At 65.6% G+C, this 21,162-nt stretch carries 21 protein-coding genes and 1 tRNA gene; 9 read left to right on the top strand and 13 right to left on the bottom strand.

The window, feature by feature from the left end; all coding sequences use genetic code 11:
- Window positions 1-77: 77 nt before the first annotated feature.
- Window positions 78-1,316, bottom strand: a complete 1,239-nt coding sequence (locus tag ASD68_RS02215; RefSeq protein WP_056605043.1) for a porin — start codon at window positions 1,314-1,316, stop codon at window positions 78-80.
- Window positions 1,317-1,493: 177 nt separating this feature from the next.
- Between ASD68_RS02215 and rnt the strand changes: the two genes are divergently transcribed.
- The 6 genes from rnt to phoU all read left to right on the top strand — a co-directional run bounded on the left by rnt (window position 1,494) and on the right by phoU (window position 7,160).
- On the top strand, window positions 1,494-2,150 hold the full coding sequence (rnt, locus tag ASD68_RS02210) for a ribonuclease T (protein ID WP_056078300.1): 657 nt from the start codon (window positions 1,494-1,496) through the stop codon (window positions 2,148-2,150).
- A 160-nt stretch (window positions 2,151-2,310) separates the two neighbouring features.
- Window positions 2,311-3,342, top strand: coding sequence for a phosphate ABC transporter substrate-binding protein PstS (pstS, locus tag ASD68_RS02205; protein WP_200945342.1), 1,032 nt, complete (start codon window positions 2,311-2,313; stop codon window positions 3,340-3,342).
- Window positions 3,343-3,533: 191 nt separating this feature from the next.
- A complete protein-coding gene (gene pstC, locus ASD68_RS02200; RefSeq protein ID WP_056602978.1) occupies window positions 3,534-4,541 on the top strand; it encodes a phosphate ABC transporter permease subunit PstC in 1,008 nt (335 codons plus the stop codon).
- An 88-nt stretch (window positions 4,542-4,629) separates the two neighbouring features.
- On the top strand, window positions 4,630-5,496 hold the full coding sequence (pstA, locus tag ASD68_RS02195) for a phosphate ABC transporter permease PstA (RefSeq protein WP_056078291.1): 867 nt from the start codon (window positions 4,630-4,632) through the stop codon (window positions 5,494-5,496).
- Window positions 5,489-6,274 (top strand): phosphate ABC transporter ATP-binding protein PstB, encoded by a 786-nt coding sequence (gene pstB, locus ASD68_RS02190; protein ID WP_056602975.1) that lies wholly within the window; start codon window positions 5,489-5,491, stop codon window positions 6,272-6,274. Before pstA ends, pstB begins: the two co-directional genes overlap by 8 nt.
- A gap of 145 nt (window positions 6,275-6,419) precedes the next feature.
- Window positions 6,420-7,160 carry a phosphate signaling complex protein PhoU gene (phoU, locus tag ASD68_RS02185; protein ID WP_056602972.1) on the top strand — a complete coding sequence of 247 codons (741 nt, stop codon included), beginning with the start codon at window positions 6,420-6,422 and terminating at the stop codon, window positions 7,158-7,160.
- Here phoU and ASD68_RS02180 read toward each other — a convergent pair.
- The 5 genes from ASD68_RS02180 to ASD68_RS02160 all read right to left on the bottom strand — a co-directional run bounded on the left by ASD68_RS02180 (window position 7,157) and on the right by ASD68_RS02160 (window position 13,525).
- On the bottom strand, window positions 7,157-8,062 hold the full coding sequence (locus tag ASD68_RS02180) for a DUF1684 domain-containing protein (RefSeq protein WP_056605040.1): 906 nt from the start codon (window positions 8,060-8,062) through the stop codon (window positions 7,157-7,159). The two genes, phoU and ASD68_RS02180, sit on opposite strands and share 4 nt — an antisense overlap.
- Before the next feature lie 20 nt (window positions 8,063-8,082).
- Window positions 8,083-9,897: a DNA mismatch repair endonuclease MutL gene (gene mutL / locus ASD68_RS02175; protein WP_056602969.1), complete on the bottom strand. Its 1,815-nt coding sequence runs from the start codon at window positions 9,895-9,897 to the stop codon at window positions 8,083-8,085.
- A 59-nt stretch (window positions 9,898-9,956) separates the two neighbouring features.
- Window positions 9,957-11,399, bottom strand: coding sequence for an N-acetylmuramoyl-L-alanine amidase (locus ASD68_RS02170; RefSeq protein WP_056602966.1), 1,443 nt, complete (start codon window positions 11,397-11,399; stop codon window positions 9,957-9,959).
- Between the two features lie 169 nt (window positions 11,400-11,568).
- Entirely contained in the window at window positions 11,569-12,036 is a 468-nt protein-coding gene (gene tsaE / locus ASD68_RS02165) for a tRNA (adenosine(37)-N6)-threonylcarbamoyltransferase complex ATPase subunit type 1 TsaE (protein WP_056602964.1), read from the bottom strand.
- On the bottom strand, window positions 12,029-13,525 hold the full coding sequence (locus ASD68_RS02160; protein ID WP_056602961.1) for a bifunctional ADP-dependent NAD(P)H-hydrate dehydratase/NAD(P)H-hydrate epimerase: 1,497 nt from the start codon (window positions 13,523-13,525) through the stop codon (window positions 12,029-12,031). Before ASD68_RS02160 ends, tsaE begins: the two co-directional genes overlap by 8 nt.
- Before the next feature lie 39 nt (window positions 13,526-13,564).
- Here ASD68_RS02160 and queG point away from each other — a divergent pair, with 39 nt between their 5' ends.
- The gene (gene queG / locus ASD68_RS02155) at window positions 13,565-14,638 is read left to right on the top strand and encodes a tRNA epoxyqueuosine(34) reductase QueG (RefSeq protein ID WP_056602958.1); all 1,074 of its coding nucleotides are present in this window, start codon (window positions 13,565-13,567) and stop codon (window positions 14,636-14,638) included.
- A 14-nt stretch (window positions 14,639-14,652) separates the two neighbouring features.
- On the opposite strand, the gene panD is transcribed toward queG, so the two are convergent.
- The 5 genes from panD to pcnB form a co-directional block, all read right to left on the bottom strand.
- Complete coding sequence (gene panD, locus ASD68_RS02150; RefSeq protein WP_056078266.1) at window positions 14,653-15,042, bottom strand: aspartate 1-decarboxylase; 390 nt, start codon at window positions 15,040-15,042, stop codon at window positions 14,653-14,655.
- A 98-nt stretch (window positions 15,043-15,140) separates the two neighbouring features.
- Entirely contained in the window at window positions 15,141-15,986 is an 846-nt protein-coding gene (gene panC / locus ASD68_RS02145) for a pantoate--beta-alanine ligase (RefSeq protein WP_056602956.1), read from the bottom strand.
- A gap of 16 nt (window positions 15,987-16,002) precedes the next feature.
- Window positions 16,003-16,833, bottom strand: a complete 831-nt coding sequence (panB, locus tag ASD68_RS02140; RefSeq protein WP_056602953.1) for a 3-methyl-2-oxobutanoate hydroxymethyltransferase — start codon at window positions 16,831-16,833, stop codon at window positions 16,003-16,005.
- A gap of 53 nt (window positions 16,834-16,886) precedes the next feature.
- A complete protein-coding gene (gene folK / locus ASD68_RS02135; RefSeq protein ID WP_056602950.1) occupies window positions 16,887-17,363 on the bottom strand; it encodes a 2-amino-4-hydroxy-6-hydroxymethyldihydropteridine diphosphokinase in 477 nt (158 codons plus the stop codon).
- Complete coding sequence (gene pcnB, locus ASD68_RS02130; protein ID WP_056602947.1) at window positions 17,360-18,712, bottom strand: polynucleotide adenylyltransferase PcnB; 1,353 nt, start codon at window positions 18,710-18,712, stop codon at window positions 17,360-17,362. Before pcnB ends, folK begins: the two co-directional genes overlap by 4 nt.
- A 200-nt stretch (window positions 18,713-18,912) precedes the next feature.
- Between pcnB and ASD68_RS02125 the strand changes: the two genes are divergently transcribed.
- Window positions 18,913-18,988: transfer RNA gene (locus ASD68_RS02125), tRNA-Glu, on the top strand.
- A gap of 171 nt (window positions 18,989-19,159) precedes the next feature.
- Entirely contained in the window at window positions 19,160-19,483 is a 324-nt protein-coding gene (gene fdxA, locus ASD68_RS02120; RefSeq protein WP_007082672.1) for a ferredoxin FdxA, read from the top strand.
- A 62-nt stretch (window positions 19,484-19,545) separates the two neighbouring features.
- Here fdxA and ASD68_RS02115 read toward each other — a convergent pair whose 3' ends face one another.
- Together ASD68_RS02115 and dapA are read right to left on the bottom strand one after the other, a co-directional pair.
- Entirely contained in the window at window positions 19,546-20,127 is a 582-nt protein-coding gene (locus ASD68_RS02115) for a hypothetical protein (RefSeq protein WP_056602944.1), read from the bottom strand.
- Window positions 20,128-20,175: 48 nt separating this feature from the next.
- The gene (gene dapA / locus ASD68_RS02110; protein WP_056602941.1) at window positions 20,176-21,069 is read right to left on the bottom strand and encodes a 4-hydroxy-tetrahydrodipicolinate synthase; all 894 of its coding nucleotides are present in this window, start codon (window positions 21,067-21,069) and stop codon (window positions 20,176-20,178) included.
- Window positions 21,070-21,162 lie beyond the last annotated feature (93 nt).

The raw sequence follows: 21,162 nt of genomic DNA, 5'->3' as shown, positions 1-21,162 counted from the left end.
TGGGTCGAACTCCTTTCCGATAGCCGTCCGTTGTCAGCCACCACGCCCGGGCAACAACTTGCCCGGGACGTGTTGCATCAGAATGACAGTTCGCCGAACACGCCGATCTCGTTGGTCTTCACGCTCTGCACGTGCAGCGGCACCGGCGCGGTGACCGTCTTCTTGGCATTTTCGTGCTTCCACACGCCTGCCAGCTTGAAGCCCTTGGTGACCTGGAATTCGACGCCGGCGTTGTAGTAAACGTCCTTGTTGCCCTTGTCCAGATCCTTGCTGAGCTTCGCGTTGTCGTAGCGTGCGAACAGGTTCACGCCGTCGGCCACCGCCACGCTGGCCCACAGCGAGTAACCATCGGCCTTGTCGGAGATCGGGTTCAGCACGTTGTTCCAGTTCTTCGCGGTGAAGTACTCGGCGCCAACGCGGAACGCGTCGCTGGCATACGCCACCATCAGGTCGCCGCGGCTGGCGGTGTTGGTCGCGTTGATGTTTTCGGTTTCCTGACCGCGATGGCCGCTGTAGCCACCGACGGCCACGACCATGTTGTCGAACGGCACGAAACCCACGCGCGCCTCGACGTCCACGCCCTTGCTGCGGCCGGGATTCTTGTAGCCACGGCCGTTGACCATCGACACCGCGTAGTTGACCGTCTTGCCGGCCAGGTCGCCACCCATGTGCAGGCCCCAGTCAGCCGAGTTGCCATACTTCAGGCGATCGGTGAGCGTGTTCTCGACATAGCGGAAGCCGTAGAACTTCTCGGCGAACGGAATCCACGGCATGTCGGTCGAACCGATGCGCAGCACCGCCGCATCGCTGAACTTGCCCTGCGCATACGCCTTCTTGACGAAGACGCTGGTCTGGCCGTCGCTGCTGGCGTAATTGAAGTCGGTGGTGAGGCTGGCCGACCAGATGTCACTGAATTTGTGATCGACGCCGAGGTAGAAGCGCTTCACATCCAGGCCGATGCCGGAGGCGTCGGTCTTGCCGGTGTCGCTGTTTTTCTGGTCGATGTTGGTGAAGTCGAAGTACATCTTGCCGGACAGTTTGGTGTTGTTGACCACCTTTTCCAGCGCCGCAAGCTTCTTGTCGCTGGCGCTGGTCAGGTTGGTCGCCTTCTCCACCGCCTGGCCGGTGCTGACGTTGATGTCGGACTGCGCATCGGTACGCTGTTCCAGCGCATCGACCTTCGCCTGCAAGTCGGCCAGTTGTGCCCTGAGCAACGCCACATCGCCGCTGTTGGTCGCCTGCGGTGCCGCGATGGAACTGAAACTGGCGAGGCCCAAGCCGGCCGCAATGGCTACCGCGATCAATCTGCAACGCATGGTGTACTCCGTCATAGGTGGGAAAGTTTTCGCCGTACGCCCGCGTCATTGCGGGGTGCGCGACAAGCAGCCATGACAGATTGACGTGCGCGTTTTACAGCGCGATGCCGTTTTGATGACAGTACGGCGACAGGCGGCGCAACCCGCGTTGAAGCACTCGGCTGATATGCTTCGCCGATGCAAATCCCGAACAGCAAAACACCGCGCATGGCCGAGCGGTTCCGCGGTTTCCTGCCCGTGGTGGTGGACGTCGAAACCGGCGGCTTCGATGCGCAGCACGATGCCTTGCTGGAAATAGCGGCGGTTCCGTTATCAATGGACGCCGAGGGTTACCTGCGGCTGCAGCCGACCGTATCGACACATGTGGAGCCGTTTCCCGGCGCGAATCTCGATCCGCGTTCGCTGGAAATCACCGGCATCGACCCGTACAACCCGCTGCGCGGCGCACTGGCCGAGCGGCTGGCGCTGGACTTCATCTTTCAAGCCGTACGCGATGCGGTGCGCGGCGCCGAATGCCAGCGGGCGATCCTGGTGGGCCACAACGCCGCGTTCGACCTGGGCTTTCTCAACCAGGCGGTGCGCCGCTGCGGACACAAGCGCAACCCGTTCCATCCCTTCAGTTGTTTCGACACGGTGAGCTTTGGCGGACTCGCCTATGGCCAGACCGTATTGAGCAAGGCAGTACTGGCCGCCGGCCATCCATTCGACAGCCGCGAAGCCCATTCGGCCGTTTATGACGCCGAGCGCACGGCCGAACTGTTCTGCAGCGTGGTCAACCGCTGGCGGCAGATGGAGTTGTTCGAGCAGGCACACAGCGGTCTGAATGTGGCTTGAGGGGCGGTGCGGCGCCCTTTTCGCTCCCGATTCCCTGCGTCGTCTTCCCTGCCCCAAACCCCACTGTCATCCTCCTGCAACATTCGCATCATCCAATGGCAACACGAAAGACCTGAAATGACGCCGTCACCTTTGACGTCCTTCCAAGGAGCTAACCGTGTTGACCCTTCGCAAAACTCCCATCCGCTTCGCCGCCGTGGCGACGCTGGCCGTCGCCTCGACATTCGGCATGGCCGCCCAGGCCACCGACATCACCGGTGCCGGCTCCAGCTTCGTCTACCCGGTGATGTCCAAGTGGTCGGCCGCGTACGCGGAGCAGACCGGCAACCGCCTCAACTACCAGTCGGTCGGTTCCGGCGCCGGCATCGCGCAGATCAAGGAAGGCACCATCGATTTCGGCGCGTCCGATGCGCCGATGAAGGCGGAAGACCTGAAGAAATTCGGCTTGGGCCAGTTCCCGATCGTGGTCGGCGGCATCGTGCCGGTGGTCAACATCGCCGGTGTGCAGGCGGGCCAGATCAAGCTGGACGGCACCACCCTTGCCGACATCTTCCTGGGCAAGATCAACAACTGGAACGACCCGAAGATCGCCGCGCTGAATGCCGGCCTGAAGCTGCCCGCCGGCAAGATCACGGTGGTGCACCGCTCGGATGGTTCGGGCACCTCGTTCAACTTCACCAACTTCCTGTCCAAGGTCAGCCCGACCTGGGCCAGCCAGGTGAAATTCGGCACGGCGGTGGAATGGCCGACCGGCGTGGGCGGCAAGGGCAACGAGGGCGTGTCGCAGTACGTGAAGCAGATCAAGGGTTCGATCGGCTACGTCGAATATGCCTACGCGGTGAAGAACAAGCTCAGCTGGACCGACCTGAAGAACGCCGCCGGCAACGTGGTGGCACCTGACGCGGACAGCTTCGCCGCCGCCGCGGCCACGGCCGACTGGGCCAGCACCCAGGATTTCAACCTGATCATGACCAACGCCCCCGGCGCCAAGGCGTGGCCGATCACCGCCACCACCTGGATGATCATGTACAAGACGCCGAAGAATGCCGGCAACAGCAAGACGGCCTTCGACTTCTTCAAGTACGCGCTGGAAAACGGCCAGAAGGCCGCCAGTGATCTCGACTACGTGCCGCTTCCCGCGGCCCTGGTGAAGCAGATCGAGGCGTACTGGGCGGCCGAGTTCAAGCACTGAGGTTCCGCGGCGCGGTGGGGCGTATCGCTGCAAACGATGCGCCCCACCGTGCTGTCAGCTTCACGCCGCATCGTTCGCCCTGAGCGTAGCGTTGCGAAGTCGTCCTCCCCTCGGCTTCGCTCCCTCCGCGCCTGCGCTCAGGGCGAACGGTGTGGCAGTACTGCCCAACCACGCATCAACCGAGTCCGTCCATGTCCATCGCGTCATCCACCGACATCCTCGAACAGCGCACCCGCCGCGATGCCCGCCACGAGCGGCTGTTCCGCTGGCTGTTGAAGGGCTGTGCGCTGATCGTACTGGCCGCGCTGCTGGGCGCCGCCAGTGCCACGTTGTGGGGTGGGCGCGAGGCGTTCGCCACGTTCGGCTGGCACTTCCTGATCAGTTCGGAGTGGGACCCGGGCAACGACGTCTACGGCGCACTGGTGCCGGTGTACGGCACGCTGGCCACCTCGTTCATCGCGCTGCTGATCGCCGTGCCGATCAGCTTCGGCATCGCGCTCTATCTTTCCGAAGTGGCGCCGGCATGGTTGCGCACGCCGGTGGCATCGGCGATCGAGCTGCTGGCCGGCATCCCCTCGATCATCTACGGCATGTGGGGGCTTTTCATCTTCGCCCCGTTCTTCGCCGAACACCTCAAGCCTTGGCTGACCAACAACCTCGGCAACAAACCCGATGATGGCCAGCTGTCATGGGTGGCCGAACACGTGCCCGTCGTCGGCAAGCTGTTCGGCAGCGATTACCCCTTTGGCGCCAGCATCCTGGTGGCCGGCATCGTGCTGGCGATCATGGTCATCCCGTTCATTTCGTCGGTGATGCGCGAGGTCTTCCAGACCGTGCCCACGCCGCTGAAGGAGTCGGCCTATGCGCTGGGTTCCAGCACGTGGGAAGTGGCATGGAACATCGTGCTGCCGTACACGCGTTCGGCGGTGATCGGCGGCATCTTCCTGGGCCTGGGCCGCGCGCTGGGCGAGACCATGGCGGTGACCTTCGTGCTGGGCAACTCGATGCGCCTGTCGTCGTCGCTGCTGGATCCGGGCACGTCCATCGCCTCCGCCATCGCCAACCAGTTCAGTGAAGCGGTGGGCCTGCAGAAGTCGGCGCTGATGGCGCTGGCGTTCCTGCTGTTCGTGGTCACCTTCATCGTGCTGCTGATCGCGCGGCTGATGTTGCGACGGCTGGCCAGCAAGGAGGGGCGATGATGGATAGCCGGGATTCGGGATTCGAGATGGGGGATTCGCGGAAGCATCGCCTGCGAGCTGACTCCTGCAAGGATTGGGGGGACGCCGCATGAACGCCTTGTACCTGCGCCGCCGCATCACCAATGCGCTGGCGATGTTGCTGAGTACGCTGGCCACCCTGGTCGGGCTGGCTTTCCTGGCATGGATCCTGTGGGAAACCCTGCGCCAGGGCATCAGCGCGCTGGATCTGAAACTGTTCACGAAAATCACCGCCTACGGCGAGGACGGCGGCCTTGCCAACGCGATGGTCGGCAGCCTGATCATCAACTTCGTGGGCATCGCCATCGCCACGCCGATCGGCGTGCTGGCCGGTACCTGGCTGGCCGAATACGCCAACCGCACCAAGCTCGGCGAATCCATCCGCTTCCTCAACGACATCCTGCTGTCGGCGCCGTCGATCGTGATGGGCCTGTTCGTCTACACCATCATCGTGCTGCCCAGCACGGCGCTGACCAACGGCTCGACCACGTTCTCCGGTTTCGCCGGCGGCGTGGCGCTGGCGCTGATCGCCCTGCCGGTGATCGTGCGCACTACCGACGAAATGCTGCGGCTGGTGCCCGCCACGCTGCGTGAGGCCGCGCTGTCGCTGGGCGTGCCGCAATGGAAACTGACCGTGCAGGTGCTGATCCGCGCTGCGCGCTCAGGCATCGTCACCGGCGTGCTGCTGGCGCTGGCGCGAATCAGCGGCGAGACCGCACCGCTGCTGTTCACCGCGTTCGGCAACAACTTCATGGCCATCAACCCGATGGAGAAGATGTCCAGCCTGCCGCAGATCATCTACCAGTACGCCAACGACCCGGGCGAATCCATGCACGCGTTGGCGTGGGCTGGCGCGTTCGTGATCACCATGTTCGTACTGCTGCTGAGCCTCGTTTCCCGCCTGATCCTTTCCCGTACCAAGGTATCCCATGACTGATTCCGCGCCCGCCGCGTCAGCCGCCGCGACCAAGATCACGGTGCGCGACCTGCACTTTCACTACGGCGATTTCCATGCGCTGAAAGGCATCGACATGGACGTGCCGGAGAAGCAGGTCACCTCGATCATCGGGCCTTCCGGTTGCGGCAAGTCCACGTTGCTGCGCATTTTCAACCGCATCTACGCGATCTATCCGAAGCTGCGCGCGGAAGGCTCGATCGAACTGGACGGCGAAAACATCCTCGCGCCCGGCTACTCGCTGAACCGGTTGCGCAGCAAGGTCGGCATGGTGTTCCAGAAGCCGGTGCCGTTCCCGATGACGATCTTCGAGAACGTGGCCTACGGCATCCGCCACCACGAGAAGCTGTCCAGGCCGGACATGGAAAACCGCGTGGAGCAGGCGCTGCGCAGCGCCGCGCTGTGGGACGAGGTGAAGGACAAGCTGAAGCAGAACGCGCTGGGGCTTTCCGGCGGCCAGCAACAACGCCTGTGCATCGCCCGTGCGATCGCACTGAAGCCTGAAGTGCTGTTGCTGGACGAGCCGACCTCCGCGCTCGATCCGATCGCCACCGGCCGCATCGAACAATTGGTGGAGGAGCTGAAAGGCGAATTCACCATCGTCATCGTCACCCACAACATGCAGCAGGCGGCGCGTTGCTCCGACCTCACCGCGTTCATGTACTTGGGCGAGCTGGTGGAATTCGGGCCGACGGAAAGGATCTTCACCAAGCCGGGCAAGAAGCAGACCGAGGATTACATCACCGGCAGGTTCGGCTGATAAAGCCCCTCTCCCGCTTTGCGGGAGAGGGGCTGGGGAGAGGGCCAGCGCAACCTGCAGCCCCGCGCTCCGCCCGCTCCCTCTCCCGCCCTTCGGGCACCCTCTCCCGCAAGCGGGAGAGGGAAAAAAACATACGAGGCAACCCATGAACACCGGCAAAGACCACATCATCAAGAGCTACGACGCGGAACTGGGTCGCCTCACCGGCGAGATCGTGCGCATGGGCGAACTGTCGGTGACGCAGCTGGAAGCGGCGATCGACGTACTGGAACGGCGCGACGAACGCGCCGCGCAACACGTGGTTGCCAACGACGAGGCGATCGACCAGCTCGAACAGGCCATCAGCCACGACGTGGTGCGCCTGCTGGCACTGCGCGCACCGATGGCCGGCGACCTGCGCAATGTGTTCGCGGCGCTGCGTATCGCCTCCGACATCGAGCGCATCGGCGACTACGCGGCGAACGTGGCGAAGCGATCCATCCCGCTGTCGATGGCCCCGCCCGTCGCTCCTACCCGCGGTCTGCGCCACCTGGCCGAAATGGCGGCCACCGCCACCCGTGACGTGCTGGCAGCCTATCGCGATGGCAACGTGGAGAGCGCCCATCGGGTGTGGAAAAACGACGTGGTGCTGGATGACGCCTACACCGGCTACTTCCGCGAATTGCTCACCTACATGATGGAAGACCCGCGCAACATCACGCCGTGCACGCACCTGTTGTTCATGGCCAAGAACATCGAGCGCATCGGCGACCACGCCACCAATATTGCCGAGAACACCTGGTTCCAGGTCACCGGCGAGACGCTGGACAGCCAGCGCAGCAAGCGCGATTTCACCGCCAGCCCGCAGCTGGACCGACTGGGCCCGCCGGCGGACAACAACAACTAATCGGCGTGCCCGCCGCGGTAGTTTTTCTCGCCGGCGGTAACGCGCAGATCGAGCCGGTTTTCCGGCGGCGCCAGCGGACAGGTGGCGAACGCGGTGAAGGCGCAGGGCGGGTTGTAGGCCTTGTTGAAATCGAGCGTGACCTTGCCGTCCTTCGGCGGGTCGATGTACATGAATCGCGCCGCCCCGTAGGTTTCGCGGCCACTGGTGCGGTCGGCGAACACCACGAAATACTGCGCGTCGCCCGGCACTTCGATCACCGGCAGGATCTCGAATGTCTTGCCGTCGCGGCTGAAGCGCGCCGTGCCTGGCACCGGGTATTTCTCGGTGGTGCCGATCACGGTACCCATCTCCAGCGTCTGGCCTGCGCTCGCCGGCACCCAGTCGGCTTCGATGCGCCACGCGGAGTCGATCGGAAAATAATCGATGCCGACAAAGTCGCGCCGCGTCGGCGCCTCGGTGTCCTTGATCCGCAGACCCTTGCGGCCCTCGCGATCGATCACCAGGAAGCTGACGGTGCCCATGCTCACCAGGGTGGGCGCGCCCTCGCCTGCCTGCACGTCGTCGACCAGGGTGGCCTCGCGCAGCGGCTTGCCATCGATCAACGCGCCGCTGTCGGCGGCAAGCGCCAGATGCACGCTGCCATCCGCGCGCAGGTTGACGACACCTAGATACGCGGGCATCGCGCTGACCACGATGTCGTTGTCGGCGGCGCTGCCGATACGGTTGTCGCCCGGCTGCAGCCACTCCAGCCCGATCAGGCTCAGCCAACCGGCCGGCGCGGTCAGCCGCGCCACGCGGTCGGCGCGCCATTGCTCCACGTCGCGGTGGTGATCGGTGCTGTTGGCGTGCACGGCGGTGACTCCCAGGATGGCGGTGGCGGCGAAAAGCATGAAACGTTTCATCATTGATCCAGATGTCAGGCTCAGCGCCCGCGCATGAATAGTTTGTCCAGCTCCGCCAGGCTCAGCTGGGTCCAGGTCGGGCGGCCGTGGTTGCATTGGCCGGAGCGCTCGGTGGCTTCCATCTCGCGCAGCAGCGCATTCATTTCGGGAAGCGTCAGCCGACGCCCGGCCCGTACGGAGCCGTGGCAGGCCATGGTCGAAAGCAGCTCGTTCTCCAGCTCCTGCAGGCGACGCGAACTGCCGTGCTGGGCCAGCTCCGACAGCACATCGCGGCTGAGCTGGCCCACGTCGGCACCTTCCAGCAAGGCGGGGATGCGCCGCACCACGACGGTGGACGGACCGCTGCGCGACAGCTCAAGCCCCCACTCGGCCAGCGCGTCGGCATGTTCCTCGGCTGCCGCCGCTTCCTTCGCGCTGACCGCGATGGACAGCGGCACCAGCAGCATCTGCGAGCGCAGGTTGCTGCTGGCGCGGCCGGATTTCAGCTTCTCGTAGGTGATGCGCTCGTGCGCCGCGTGCATGTCGACCAGCACCAGGCCGTGCGCATTCTCGGCCAGCACGAAGATGCTTTTCAGCTGGGCGATGGCGAAACCCAGCGGCGGCGTCTCGCTGTCATCGGCAGCGGGCATCGACGGGGCTGCGGGCATTGAGGGGCTTTCACCCAGCAAGGCGGCGTAGCCGGCCAGCGGTGCATCGCGCACGCCCAGGCTCAAACGGCTCTGGCTGAACTGGCCCGGCCACGCTGGCGCGCTGCCGGTGGATGGCGTGACCGGGCTGGCGTACCCCGTCGCGGTGGCCAGCTCGGGTTCGGCCGCGGGCAACGTCCCCAGCCCGGCACGGGTTTGCGCCAGCGCCTCGTGCAGCGTGCGGAACAGGAAATCGTGCACCAGCCGCTGCTCGCGAAAACGCACTTCGTGCTTGGCCGGGTGCACGTTCACATCCACGCCGGCGGGGTCGAGCTGCAGGTACAGCACGAACGCGGCATGCCGGCCGTGGAACAGCACGTCGGCATACGCCTGACGCACCGCGTGGGCCACGATGCGATCGCGCACCAGCCGCCCGTTGACGTAGAAATATTGCGAATCGGCCTGGGCGCGCGACGCCGTGGGCAGGCCGACCCAGCCAGACAGATGCAGCCCCGCCGCCGCATGGTCGATGCGCAGGCTTTGCGCGGGAAACTCCTCGCCCAGCACCTCGGCCACGCGCTGCAGCGCCGCGCGTTCGTCGCTGGCAGCTTTCCAGATGCGCACGGGCTTGCCGTTGTGACTGAGGCGAAATTCCACGCCATCGCGGGCCAGCGCCAGCGATTTCAGCAAGTCGTCGATATGGGCGAATTCGGTACGCTCGGCACGCATGAACTTGCGCCGCGCCGGCACGTTGTAGAACAGGTCGCGGATTTCGACGCTGGTGCCCTGCGGGTGTTGCGCCGGGCGCGCCGCCTGCAACTTGCCGCCATCGACCTCGATACGGAACGCCGCATCTTCACCGCTGGCGCGCGAGGTCAGCGCAAAGCGCGATACCGACGACACCGACGCCAGCGCCTCACCGCGGAAGCCCATGCTGGCCACGTGTTCCAGATCGTCGAAGCTGCCGATCTTGCTGGTGGCGTGCGATGCCACCGCCAGCGGCAATTCATCCACGGGGATGCCGCCACCATCGTCGCGTACGCGAATCAATCGCGCACCGCCGGCTTCGATGTCCACCTCGATGCGGCGAGCGCCGGCATCAAGGCTGTTTTCCACCAGTTCCTTGACCACCGACGACGGCCGCTCGATGACCTCGCCAGCGGCGATCTGATTGATGAGTGCGGGGGGTAGCAGGCGAATGGCAGTCATCCACCAACTTTAGCAGCGAACAACGTCACTGCCCGACCGTTCGGCCTTGCTGTCGTGTTTCAGCTGGTGGGAATGGCCAGCATCACGCCGGCGCGCACGGTGTCGCTGCTCATCTGGTTGGCGTTCTTGAGCGCGCTGACACTCACACCGTACTGGCGCGCGATGCTGCCCAGGCTTTCGCCACGATTGACCTTGTGCAGATCGCGCACACCCGCGTCGGCGCGCGTGGACGATGACGTGGTCGACTTGCCGGTCGACGCCAACTGCACGCCACTGCGCTGCGCAGCCTGCGCCGCAAACCAGGTGCCCGGCGGCGGCGTGGATTCGAAATAGTTCTTTACCCCGCCCATCACGGCGGCCGCCAGCCGCTTCTGGTGTGCCGGGTCGCGCAGCTTGCGCTCTTCCTTCGGATTGCTGATGAACGCCGTCTCGACCAGGATCGACGGTACGTCGGGCGAGCGCAGCACCACGAAATTCGCCTTTTCCACATAGCCGCGATGGGTCGGGCCGAGCTGAGCCAGCGCCTTCAACACATTGCCGGCCACCACATCGCTGGCCTGCATCGCCCAGCCCTGTTGCAGGTCGAGCAGCACCTTGGCCAGGCCGTCGTCCTTGTCATCCAGCGTGGTGCCGCCGATCAGGTCGGCGCGGTTCTCGCGATCGGCCAGCCAGCGCGCAGCCTCGCTGGTCTTGCCTCGCGGCGACAACACCCACACCGACGAGCCCTTGGCGTCGTCACTGGTAAACGAATCGGCGTGGATGGAGACGAACAGGTCTGCGTTGTTCTCGCGCGCGATCTTGTAACGCTGCTTCAGCGGGATGTAGAAATCGCTGTTGCGGGTCAGCACGGCCTTCATGCCGGGCTGGCGGTTGATCATCGCAGCCAGGTCACGGGCCACCGCGAGGGTGACGTTCTTTTCCTGGGTGCCACCGGGGCCGTGGGCGCCGGAATCCTTGCCACCATGGCCGGCGTCGATCGCCACCACCACCGCGCGCTGGCCGTTCAGCAACGCGGCGGCCTGCTGGGTCGATGCGCGGCTGCTGTGCTCCGATGCGGCCTTGGGCGCAGCCGCCGTAGTGACGACGCGATCAGCCGTGGCGCTGTCGGGATAAAGGTCGAGCACCAGGCGGTAATTGTCGCCCTTGCGCGGTTCCAGCACGAAGCTCTTCAGGTGGCTGTCCGGATGAACCTTGGCCGTGAGCTGCAGGTTCTTGCCGATGCGGGCATGGCTCATGCCGCGCAGCAAACCTTGCGCGGCCGGATCGGAAAAGCTGCGGCTGAAGCCGCTGTCGGGCAAATCGACCAGGACTTCGCCACCCTTCTGGCGGATCTTGTAGTGCAGCGGCCCGGTCGCATCGATCACCACGCGGGTATATTCCGGGCCGGCCCAGACGCGAACACCTTCGAGATTGGCCGCGTGAACGGCACCTGTCGGCGCCACGGCGAGCGCCGCGACAACCATCGCGCCACGAAAAACGATGCTGTTCAGGTAACCGGCCATGGCCCGCATTGAAACGCACGCGCCTGCGGATTGCAAGAGGTTTTCCCTTGAATATCCATAACCTGCGGTTGCTTTGTCAGGGAATGTCCAGCTATCGGACGCAAGTGGCGCATTTCGCACGGATCGACCACCGTGGCCGCCCTGCATAATTTCGAACGAAAACGCGGACTTAACGTAAACGGCGCCGCAGACGCTCGCCGCGGGCGGTGAAAACCTGCAACGCGGCGCGGCGCCCATCGCCGGCGTAATCCAAGTGCAGGGCCACATCCGCTGCCGGCAACGCGCCGGCACCGCGCTCGGGCCATTCCACCAGCACCAGCGCGGAAGGGTCGGCCAGCGCGTCCAGGCCCAGCCATTCCAGCTCGCCCGGATCGGCAATGCGATAAAGATCCAGATGCCACGCCGGCATCGCCTGCGCGTGGTAACCCTCGATCAGGCTGTAGGTGGGACTCTTGATCCGCTCACCCACACCCAGGGCCGTCAACAGCGCCCGCGCGAAACTGGTCTTGCCGGCACCCAGCGGACCGTGCAGGTAGACCACCACGCCTTCGTGGATCGCTTTTGCCACACGCGTGGCAAAAGCGATGGTGGCGGCTTCGTCGGGCAGGTTCCAGGCGCTCTCCGGCGAATCAACCATGAGAGGAAACCCCATCAGGCAGCGCGTTGCCCAAGGTGCGCAACGGATCGAGTAGGTCGCCCGCCAACAGGCCACGCTGGCCCTGCCGCGCTGCGAGATCGCCGGCGCGCGCGTGCAAGCCCACGGCCAGGCAGGCCGCTTCCCACGGCTCACACCCTTGCGCCAGCATGGCGGCGACGACACCGGTGAGCAGGTCGCCCATGCCGCCCGACGCCATGCCGGGGTTGCCCCACGGACAGACGTCCAGACGTCCATTTGCATCGGCGATCAAGCTGCCCGCACCCTTCAAAACCACCACCGCGCCATAGCGGCGGGCAAGCTCGCACACGGCGGAAAAACGGTCGCGTTCGATGGCGTCGACGGTTACGCCAAGCAACCGCGCCGCCTCGCCGGGATGCGGCGTCATCACCGTGGGCGTAGTGAACACGCGTGGTTCGCGGGCCAACAGGTTCAGGCCGTCGGCATCGAGCACGGTCGGTTTGCCGGCATCCAGCGCGGTCAGCCACAACGCGTGGCCCCACGCGCTCTTGCCCAGCCCCGGCCCCAGTGCCAGCACGCTGGCGCGTTCCAGCAGCGGTTCCAGCGTTTGCGGGCCGTCGACGGCATGCACCATCAGTTCCGGCCGCGCCGCGTTCAGCGCAAACACGTGCTCGGCGCGCGTGGCGACGCTGACCAGGCCAGCGCCAGCGCGCAAGGCGGCCTCGCCTGCCAGCCGCGCGGCACCGGCCATGCCGTGATCGCCACCGATAATCAGCACATGGCCGTTGTCGCCCTTGTTCGCATGACGGGCGCGCGGTGGCAGCGCCTCGGCGACCAGCAGCAAGGCATCCGGCTGAAGCGACGAATAAACGCTGGCCGGCACGCCCAACGTGGCCAGCTCCAGCGTGCCGACCTGATCGACGGCACGCCCGGTATGCAGCCCGCGCTTGTGCGCGATGAAGGTGACGGTGACATCCGCGCGGATCACCGCGCCGGGACAATCGCCGCTGTCGGCGGACAGACCGGACGGCAGGTCGAGTGCCAGCACGGGCGTGACACTGCCGTTGATCGCTTCGATGAGCGCCGCCTCCGCCGCAGCCGGTGCACGGTTGAAACCGATGCCGTACATCGCATCCACATGCACATCGACCTCAGGCAGCGCCTCGCTGTCATCCCAAAGCCGCACGCTTCCGCCGGCGGCCTCCCACGCAGCGCGTGCCTGCGCCGCCTCGCCACGCGAGCTTTCGGTGAGCACCACCACATCGACCTGCAACCCCGCCTCGCGCGCCAGCACGCCCAGCAGGAAACCATCGCCGCCGTTGTTGCCGGGGCCGCAATGGATGGCGATCCGTGCCGCCTGCGGCCAGTGCCGGCGCAGGCTGTCGAGCGCGGCATGGGCCGCCCGCAACATCAGCTCGTGGTTGCTGACGGGCATGGCGTCCAGTGCGCCACGCTCCAGCGCGCGCACCTGGTCGACGGTATAGAGGGCACGGTGCGGTGAGGTAGGCATCGGCGAATTATAAGCCTGCGCACGATTTACAATGACCGGATGTCCGCCGCCGATGTCCCTTCCACCACCGACTTTGCCGCGCTGGCCCGCGACATCAAGCGCTGGGCGCGGGAGCTCGGGTTCGCCAACACCGGCATCAGCGGCGTCAACCTCGACGAGGACGAACAACACCTGCAGCGTTGGCTCGACGAGGGCCATCACGGCGAGATGGAGTACATGGCCCGCCACGGCAGCAAGCGCACGCGACCGGCGGAGTTGGAGCCGGGCACGCAGCGGGTGATCTCGGTGCGCATGGATTACATCCCGCCCGGCACCGCCAATGCGTGGGATGTGCTGGGCGATGCGCAGGCGGGCTACGTCTCGCGTTACGCACTGGGCCGCGATTACCACAAGCTGATGCGCGGGCGGCTGCAGAAGCTGGCCGAGCGCATCCAGGGCGTTGTCGGCGATTTCGGCTACCGGGCGTACGTGGATTCCGCGCCGGTGATGGAGAAGGCACTGGCACGCAACGCGGGGCTGGGCTGGATCGGCAAGCACACGGTGCTGATCAATCGCCGCGCCGGCTCGTATTTCTTCCTGGGTGAGCTGTTCACCGACCTGCCGTTGCCGGTCGACCCGCCGGCCAGCGCCCATTGCGGCAGCTGCACCCGCTGCATCGACGTTTGTCCGACCCAGGCGATCCTGGGGCCGTACCAGCTCGATGCGAAGCGCTGCATTTCCTACCTCACGATCGAGCTCAAGGGCAGCATCCCCGAGGATCTGCGCGCGCCGATGGGCAACCGCATCTTCGGCTGCGACGACTGCCAGTTGGTCTGCCCGTGGAACAAGTTTGCGCAGGAAACCAGCGAACCGGATTTCGCGCCGCGGCACAGCCTGGACGGTGCGAAGCTGGTGGAGCTGTTCGGCTGGACCGAACAGGAATTTCTCAAGCGCACCGAGGGCATGGCGATCCGCCGCACCGGTTACGACGGCTGGCTGCGCAATATCGCGGTGGCGCTGGGCAACGCGCCCCGCTCAACCGAGGTTGTGGAGGCGCTGAATGCGCGGGCCGATCATCCTTCGCCGGTCGTGCGCGAGCATGTGGCCTGGGCGCTGGCGCGGCAGCGCGGGTAAAGTCACGCGCTGGTTCAGGAAACCTCGGCCATCTGCTTGGGAATGGCGCGATTGGTGTGACTGATGCGGTTGTGCGCACCCACGTAGACCAGGGTCGGCTGGTACGTTTCCAGCTCGGCCTCGCTCAATTGCACGAAGGCCGCGATGATCACCAGATCGCCCGCCTGCGCGCTACGCGCGGCGCTGCCGTTGACCGAGATGATGCCCGAGCCCTCTTCTGCCCGCAGCGCATAGGTGACAAAGCGCTGGCCGCTGTTGACGTTCCAGGCGTGGATCTGCTCGTACTCGCGGATGCCCGAGGCATCCAGCAGCACGCCATCGATCGCGATCGAACCCTCGTAGTGCAACTCGGCGTGGGTCACGGTGGCGCGATGGATCTTGGCCTTGAGCATGTTCAGTTGCATGACGTTCTGTTCCAGCAGGAGCTGCGTAAAGCGGCATTATACGGCCCGCGCGTCGCTGCGTCGCAACACGACGTCTGGCACGGGGCGTGTTTCGGGTATCAGTCGAGCAGCAGGTTGTCGATCAGGCGCGTGCTGCCCAGCCGTGCGGCCACCAGCGCCACCAGCCGCTCGCCGACCTGGCCGCTGGGTTCAGCCAGATTTTCCACATCACGGATCACCACATAATCCGGCGCAAAACCGGCACGTACCAGGCGTGCATGCGCCGCCTGCTCCACCGCTTGCCATGCGTGGCCCGCGTCCAGCAGCTCGCGCATCTGCAGCAGGGTGGAGTGGATGTACGGCGCGCGGCTCCGCTCCTCCGGCGACAGGTACTGGTTGCGTGAACTCAGCGCCAGGCCGTCGTCGGCGCGCAGGATCGGCGCAGAGACCACTTTTATCGGCAGCGAAAGATCGCGCACCATGCGCTCGATCACCCTCAGCTGCTGGAAATCCTTCTGGCCGAACACCGCCAGATCCGGCTGCACCAGGTTGAACAGTTTGCACACCACCGTGGCCATGCCATCGAAATGGCCGGGGCGATGCGCGCCTTCCAGCATCGTGGTGATCTCGGGAACGCGCAGCAGCACGGTGCTGGCGGGGCCGAACGGATACAGCGTGGCCACTTCCGGCGCAAACAGCAGGTCGCATTCCTGCTCGGTCAGCGCGGCGCTGTCCTGCGCCAGGGTGCGCGGATAGCGCTCGAAATCCTCGTTCGGCCCGAACTGGGTCGGGTTGACGAACACACTGGCCACCACCTTGTCGGCGCGGGCACGTGCCAGCCGGATCAGCGATTGATGCCCGGCGTGCAGGTTGCCCATGGTGGGCACGAAGCCCACCGTCTGGCCTTGTGAACGCCAACCACGGATGGTGGCACGGAGTGCAGCGGCGTCCTGGACGGTTTGCATGGGTCGGTTCCGTCAGTCAGCTGAAGCAATGCTCAGGGCCGGGAAAGGCACCGCTGCGCACGTCGGCGGCGTAGGCACTGATGGCGGCGCCCACGGAACCGCTGCCGGCCAGGAAATCCTTGCTGAATTTCGGTCGCTTGCCCGGCGTGATGCCCAGCATGTCGTGGATCACCAGCACCTGCCCGTCGCAATGCGGGCCGGCGCCGATGCCGACGACCGGAATCTGCAGCGCGCCGGTCACCCGCTCGCCCAGCGCGGTAGGCACGCCTTCGAGCACCAGCAAGGCGGCGCCGGCGGCCTGCACGGCCAGCGCCTCGGCGAGGATGCGGTCGGCGGCGGCCTCGTCGCGGCCCTGGATGCGGAAGCCGCCGAATTTGTGCACCGACTGCGGGGTCAGGCCCAGGTGTGCACATACGGGAATCGCGCGCGCGGTCAGGGCTTCGATGATCTCCAGCACATGCGGCGCGGCGCCCTCGATCTTCACCATCGCGGCACCCGCCTCGCCCACCAGGCGCGCGGCGGCCTCCATGGCGTGCACAGTGTCGCGGTCGGCCATGAACGGCAGGTCGGCCACCAGCATGGTGGCGGACAGCCCGCGCGCCACGGCGCTCGTGTGGTAGACCATCTGGTCCAGCGTTACCGGCAAGGTGCTGCTGTGGCCTTGCACCACCATGCCCAGCGAATCGCCCACCAGCGCGATATCGACGCCGGCGTTTTCCAGGTGCCAGGCGAAACTGGTGTCGTAGGCGGTAAGCATCACGATGCGCTGGCCAGCCGCCTTCATGGCATGCAGACCCGGCACGGTGACCGGCTTGCGCGGCGGGGCTTCGGCATTCTGTACGTACACGGCACTTCCTGCGGCGGTCAAACGGCAATTATCCGGCGGATCGCGATCTTGCCTCAAGCCAGCGCTACGCAACCGTGAATATCGATCCGCGCCAACAGCTCCGCCACCGTCCCGGCTGGCAGTTGCAGCTCGGGCGCCACGTCGGCCAATGGCAGCAGCACGAAGGCGCGTTCGGCGATGCGTGGATGGGGCACGGTCAGCTGTGCGTCGTTGATGCGGACGCCATCCATGTACAGCAGATCGAGGTCCAGCGTGCGCGGGCCGTTGCGCTCAAGTCGAACGCGGCCGGCCTGCTGTTCGATCGCATGCAGGGCATCGAGCAAGACATGGGGCGACAAGCCGGTATCGATGGCAACTACGGCGTTGATGAAATCCGGCTGGTCGAGAACACCCCACGGCGGCGTGCGATACAGCCGCGAGCGCTGCAGCACCCGGCTGTCCGGCAGCCGCTGCAGCGCATCCATCGCATCGAGCACCTGCTGGCGCGGATCGCCCAGGTTGCTGCCCAGGGCAATGAAGGCGCGGGTCACGCCGATCCCGCGTTACCCGATTTGCGCCGACGCCGCCGCGGACGCGGTGGTTTGCCGGCGGGAGCGGCGACCGGGTCGCTGGCCGCATTGCCACCGCCGACCGGCAAGGCCGCGGAGAGCACATCGGGCGGCAACTGCTGGGCGTGCGCCCACCACTGGCCCAGTTGCAGCGTCGCCGGCGATTCGTCCGCGCGCAGCAGCAGGAAATCGAACGCGGCACGGAAGCGCGGGTGCGCCATCAGGCGGAACACGCGCTTGCGCTGCACCTGTTCGAACCGCGGCTGCAGCGACCAGATCTCCTCCATCGTGAAGGTGAACCGGCGCGGGATGGCCACGCGCTGGCACTGCTCGCCAACTACCTGTGCCGCCGCGCGCGCCCAGGCATCGGTGCGCTCGATGCCGCGGCCGATCAGTTGCTGCGCCACGTCGCGCACCTCGCCCCACAACAGCACCGCAAACAGGAACGCGGGCGTTACCGATTTGCCTTCGCGCACCCGCGCATCGGTGTTGGCCAGGCCGTGCTCGACCAGCGCGCGCAATGCGGCATCGCCGCGCTTGAGCGCGCGCGCGGTGGCGGGAAACAGGAACTTCAGCAGGCCGCACTGTTCCAGCATGTGGAAACTCTTCAGCCCGTTTCCGCTCAGGAACATCTTCAGCGATTCATCGAACAGGCGCGCTGGCGCGGCATCGCCCAGCAGCGGCCCCAGTGCCTCGAACGGCGCCATCGCTGCCGCGTCGATGTGCATGTCCAGCTTGGCCGCCAGTCGTGCCGCGCGCAGCATGCGTACCGGGTCTTCGCGATAGCGTGTTTCCGGATCGCCGATCAGGCGCAGCACGCGGTCGTGCAGGTCCTGCATGCCACCCACGTAATCGCGGACGGAGAAATCGCTGATGTCGTAATACATCGCGTTGACGCGGAAGTCGCGTCGGATCGCGTCCTCCTCGATCGTGCCCCAGATGTTGTCGCGCACGATGCGCCCGTCGACGATGCTGCGGTCGCCTTCGCAACCCTCCTCGCCCAGGCCCCGAAAAGTCGCAACCTCGATGATTTCCGGGCCGAACACCACATGCGCCAGGCGGAAGCGACGGCCGATCAGGCGGCAGTTGCGGAACAGGTGCTTCACCTCGTCCGGGGTGGCGCTGGTGGCCACGTCGAAGTCCTTCGGCGCCAGGCCCAGCAGCAGATCGCGCACGGCACCGCCGACCAGGTAGGCGGTGTAGCCGGCTTCATTCAGGCGATACAGCACGCGCAGCGCCGCCTTGCTGATGTTCTTGCGCGAGATGATGTGCTGATCGCGCGGGATGATCTTCAGCGCGGATGGGGCGTTGGTTCTTGAGTCGAGGTTCAAGCGGTCAGAATCCTTCCAGGTGCATGGCACCCATGACTATAACAATCAGGGCGCTCGATACCGCCGATGCGCCGCCGATGCATTGGACGCCCGATTGCCCACGGCAACCAGCGAGTTTGCGGCGGCGTGGACGAATGACCGGTTGCGAGGCATTGCCGCCCGAAACAATTTCGCTATACTAGCGCGCCTCGCAAGAGAACGCTCCCTTCGTCTAGTGGCCCAGGACACTGCCCTCTCAAGGCGGGAACACGAGTTCGAACCTCGTAGGGAGCACCACTTCGCTTTTGCAATCCTCCGTGATTGCTGTTGTCTGGAGAGGATTCCGACAACTGGACCAACGTGACGTTGGCTGGACCAGAAGCGGTCATCCATGACCGCACTCTTCACAAGAGCGCTCGATCGACACACTCGTTCGAGCGCCGTTCCATTCAAAGCAGACCCGCGTTCATGACTTTCGTCGTCGTCGACAACTGCATCAAGTGCAAGTACACCGATTGCGTTGAAGTCTGCCCGGTCGATGCCTTCCGCGAAGGCCCCAATTTTCTCGCCATCGATCCCGACGACTGCATCGACTGCACGTTGTGCGAACCCGAGTGCCCGGCCAACGCGATCTATCCCGAAGACGACGTGCCCGCCGGCCAGGAAGCGTTCGTGGCGCTCAACGCCGAACTGGCCCGCGACTGGCCAGTGATCACCGAGCGCAAGGACGCCCCCGCCGACGCCAGCGAGTGGGACGGCAAGCCGGGCAAGCTCCCGCTGCTGCAGCGCTGAGCAAACCTCATCCATGAAAAAAGCCGCCCGAGGGCGGCTTTTTTTGTGGTGCCTGGCCGGGTTTAGTCCGTCAGCTTCGCTTTCAGCGAATCGATGACCTTGCCCACGGCGTTGACGCCACCCTTGGCGCGAACCTCGCTGCCATAGGTACCGCTGTCACCCACGGTGACCACGACCTGCTGCGCCGCGCCGCCCGATGCGGTGGCATCGCTGCGCTTTTCGCGGTGGAACATGCGGCCGAAGAAGCCCCGCTTCTTCGCGGCACCGGCAACGGCAACCGTGTAGCTGTGCGCGGCATCATCGTGGCTGAGCACCTTGCCCACCTTGCCGTCCTGCAGTGCCTGCCCGACCCGTTGATAGACCGTATCGATCGGGCCGGACGTGATGAAGCCGTCGGAAATCTCGCCGGCGGTGGGTCCGACGGAGGCCCTGGCGCCATTGGCGGTCGGCTGGTTGGCACCGGGCGGCGGAATGTTCAGCGCCGCGGTAGCCGATGGCGTGTCCAGGTTCGGCGGAATCTCCAGCGGCGATTCCTGCACGGCGGTCTCCCATGCCTTGTGCGAGCGGAACATGCCGCAACCGGCAAGCAGCAAACCGCAGAGGGCAAGCGCGGGCACGGTGACGAGGAGCGAGGTTTTCTTCATGTAATGGGATTCCGTGGAAGGATCGGGCCGCCGCAACGCCGCAGCGCTTCAGGCAGCAGTGGCCAAGGATGCCAGACTGGACAGTGCTTGGCGCAGTCGGACACGTTCCGGGCCTTCATTCAATTCAACAAGCGGCAACCGCGGCAACGCCAGACCAAGCCCCAGCTCGGGCAACCCCGCCTTCACCGCGATCGGATTCGGCGCGCAATTGAGCGCCTTCAACAACGGCTCCAACACGGCAAAGCAACGCGCCGTCGCCTCCCTGTCGCCGCCGACCGCCGCGTCGCAAAGTGCACGGAACGCCTTGGGCACCAGGTTGGCCACCACCGAGACGGTACCGTTTGCCCCGGCGAGCATGGCGTCGGTGGCGGTAGCGTCGTCACCGGACAGGTAGACGAAATTCTCGCCCGCAAGTTCCGCAAGCGCGCGAATGCGCTCCGCATCGCCGCGGGCTTCCTTGATACCGATGATGGACGGATGGTCGCGCAGACGGGCAACGGTTTCCGGCAACATGTCGCAGGCCGTGCGGATGGACACGTTGTACAGCAGCAGCGGCAGGCCGCCGTGGTCGGCCACTTCCAGGAAATGGCGGCGCATGCCTTCCTGGGTTGGACGCACGTAGTAAGGCACCACCACCAGCGCCGCATCGGCGCCAAGTGCCTGCGCGCGTCGGGTTGCTTCCACCGTCTTGGCCGTGCCCGCCTCACCGGTGCCGGCGATCACCGGCACCCGGCCGTTCACATGACGAACGGCGAACGTCAGCAGGCGGTCGAACTCTTCGGGCTCCAGCATGTGCGCTTCGCCGGTGGAACCGGCCACCACCACGCCCCGCGTGCCACCCTCGAGTTGATAGTCGAGCAGGCGGCCGAACGCCGGCAGATCGAGCCCGCCATCAGCAGTAAACGGGGTGACCAACGCACAGATGCTTCCACGAATGTTCAAGACACGTCCCGCCCGGCAATCAGCCGTCTATGTTACTTGCGGGCTCGCCAGACGGGCAAGTAAGCTCGAACGGAGTCATTCCGCACCATGCGG

The organism is Rhodanobacter sp. Root627 (genome assembly GCF_001427835.1).
GTDB classification, from domain to species: Bacteria; Pseudomonadota; Gammaproteobacteria; order Xanthomonadales; family Rhodanobacteraceae; genus Rhodanobacter; species Rhodanobacter ginsenosidimutans.
Note: the sequence above shows the minus strand (reverse complement) of the source record. Positions and strands in the feature narration are given on the sequence as shown.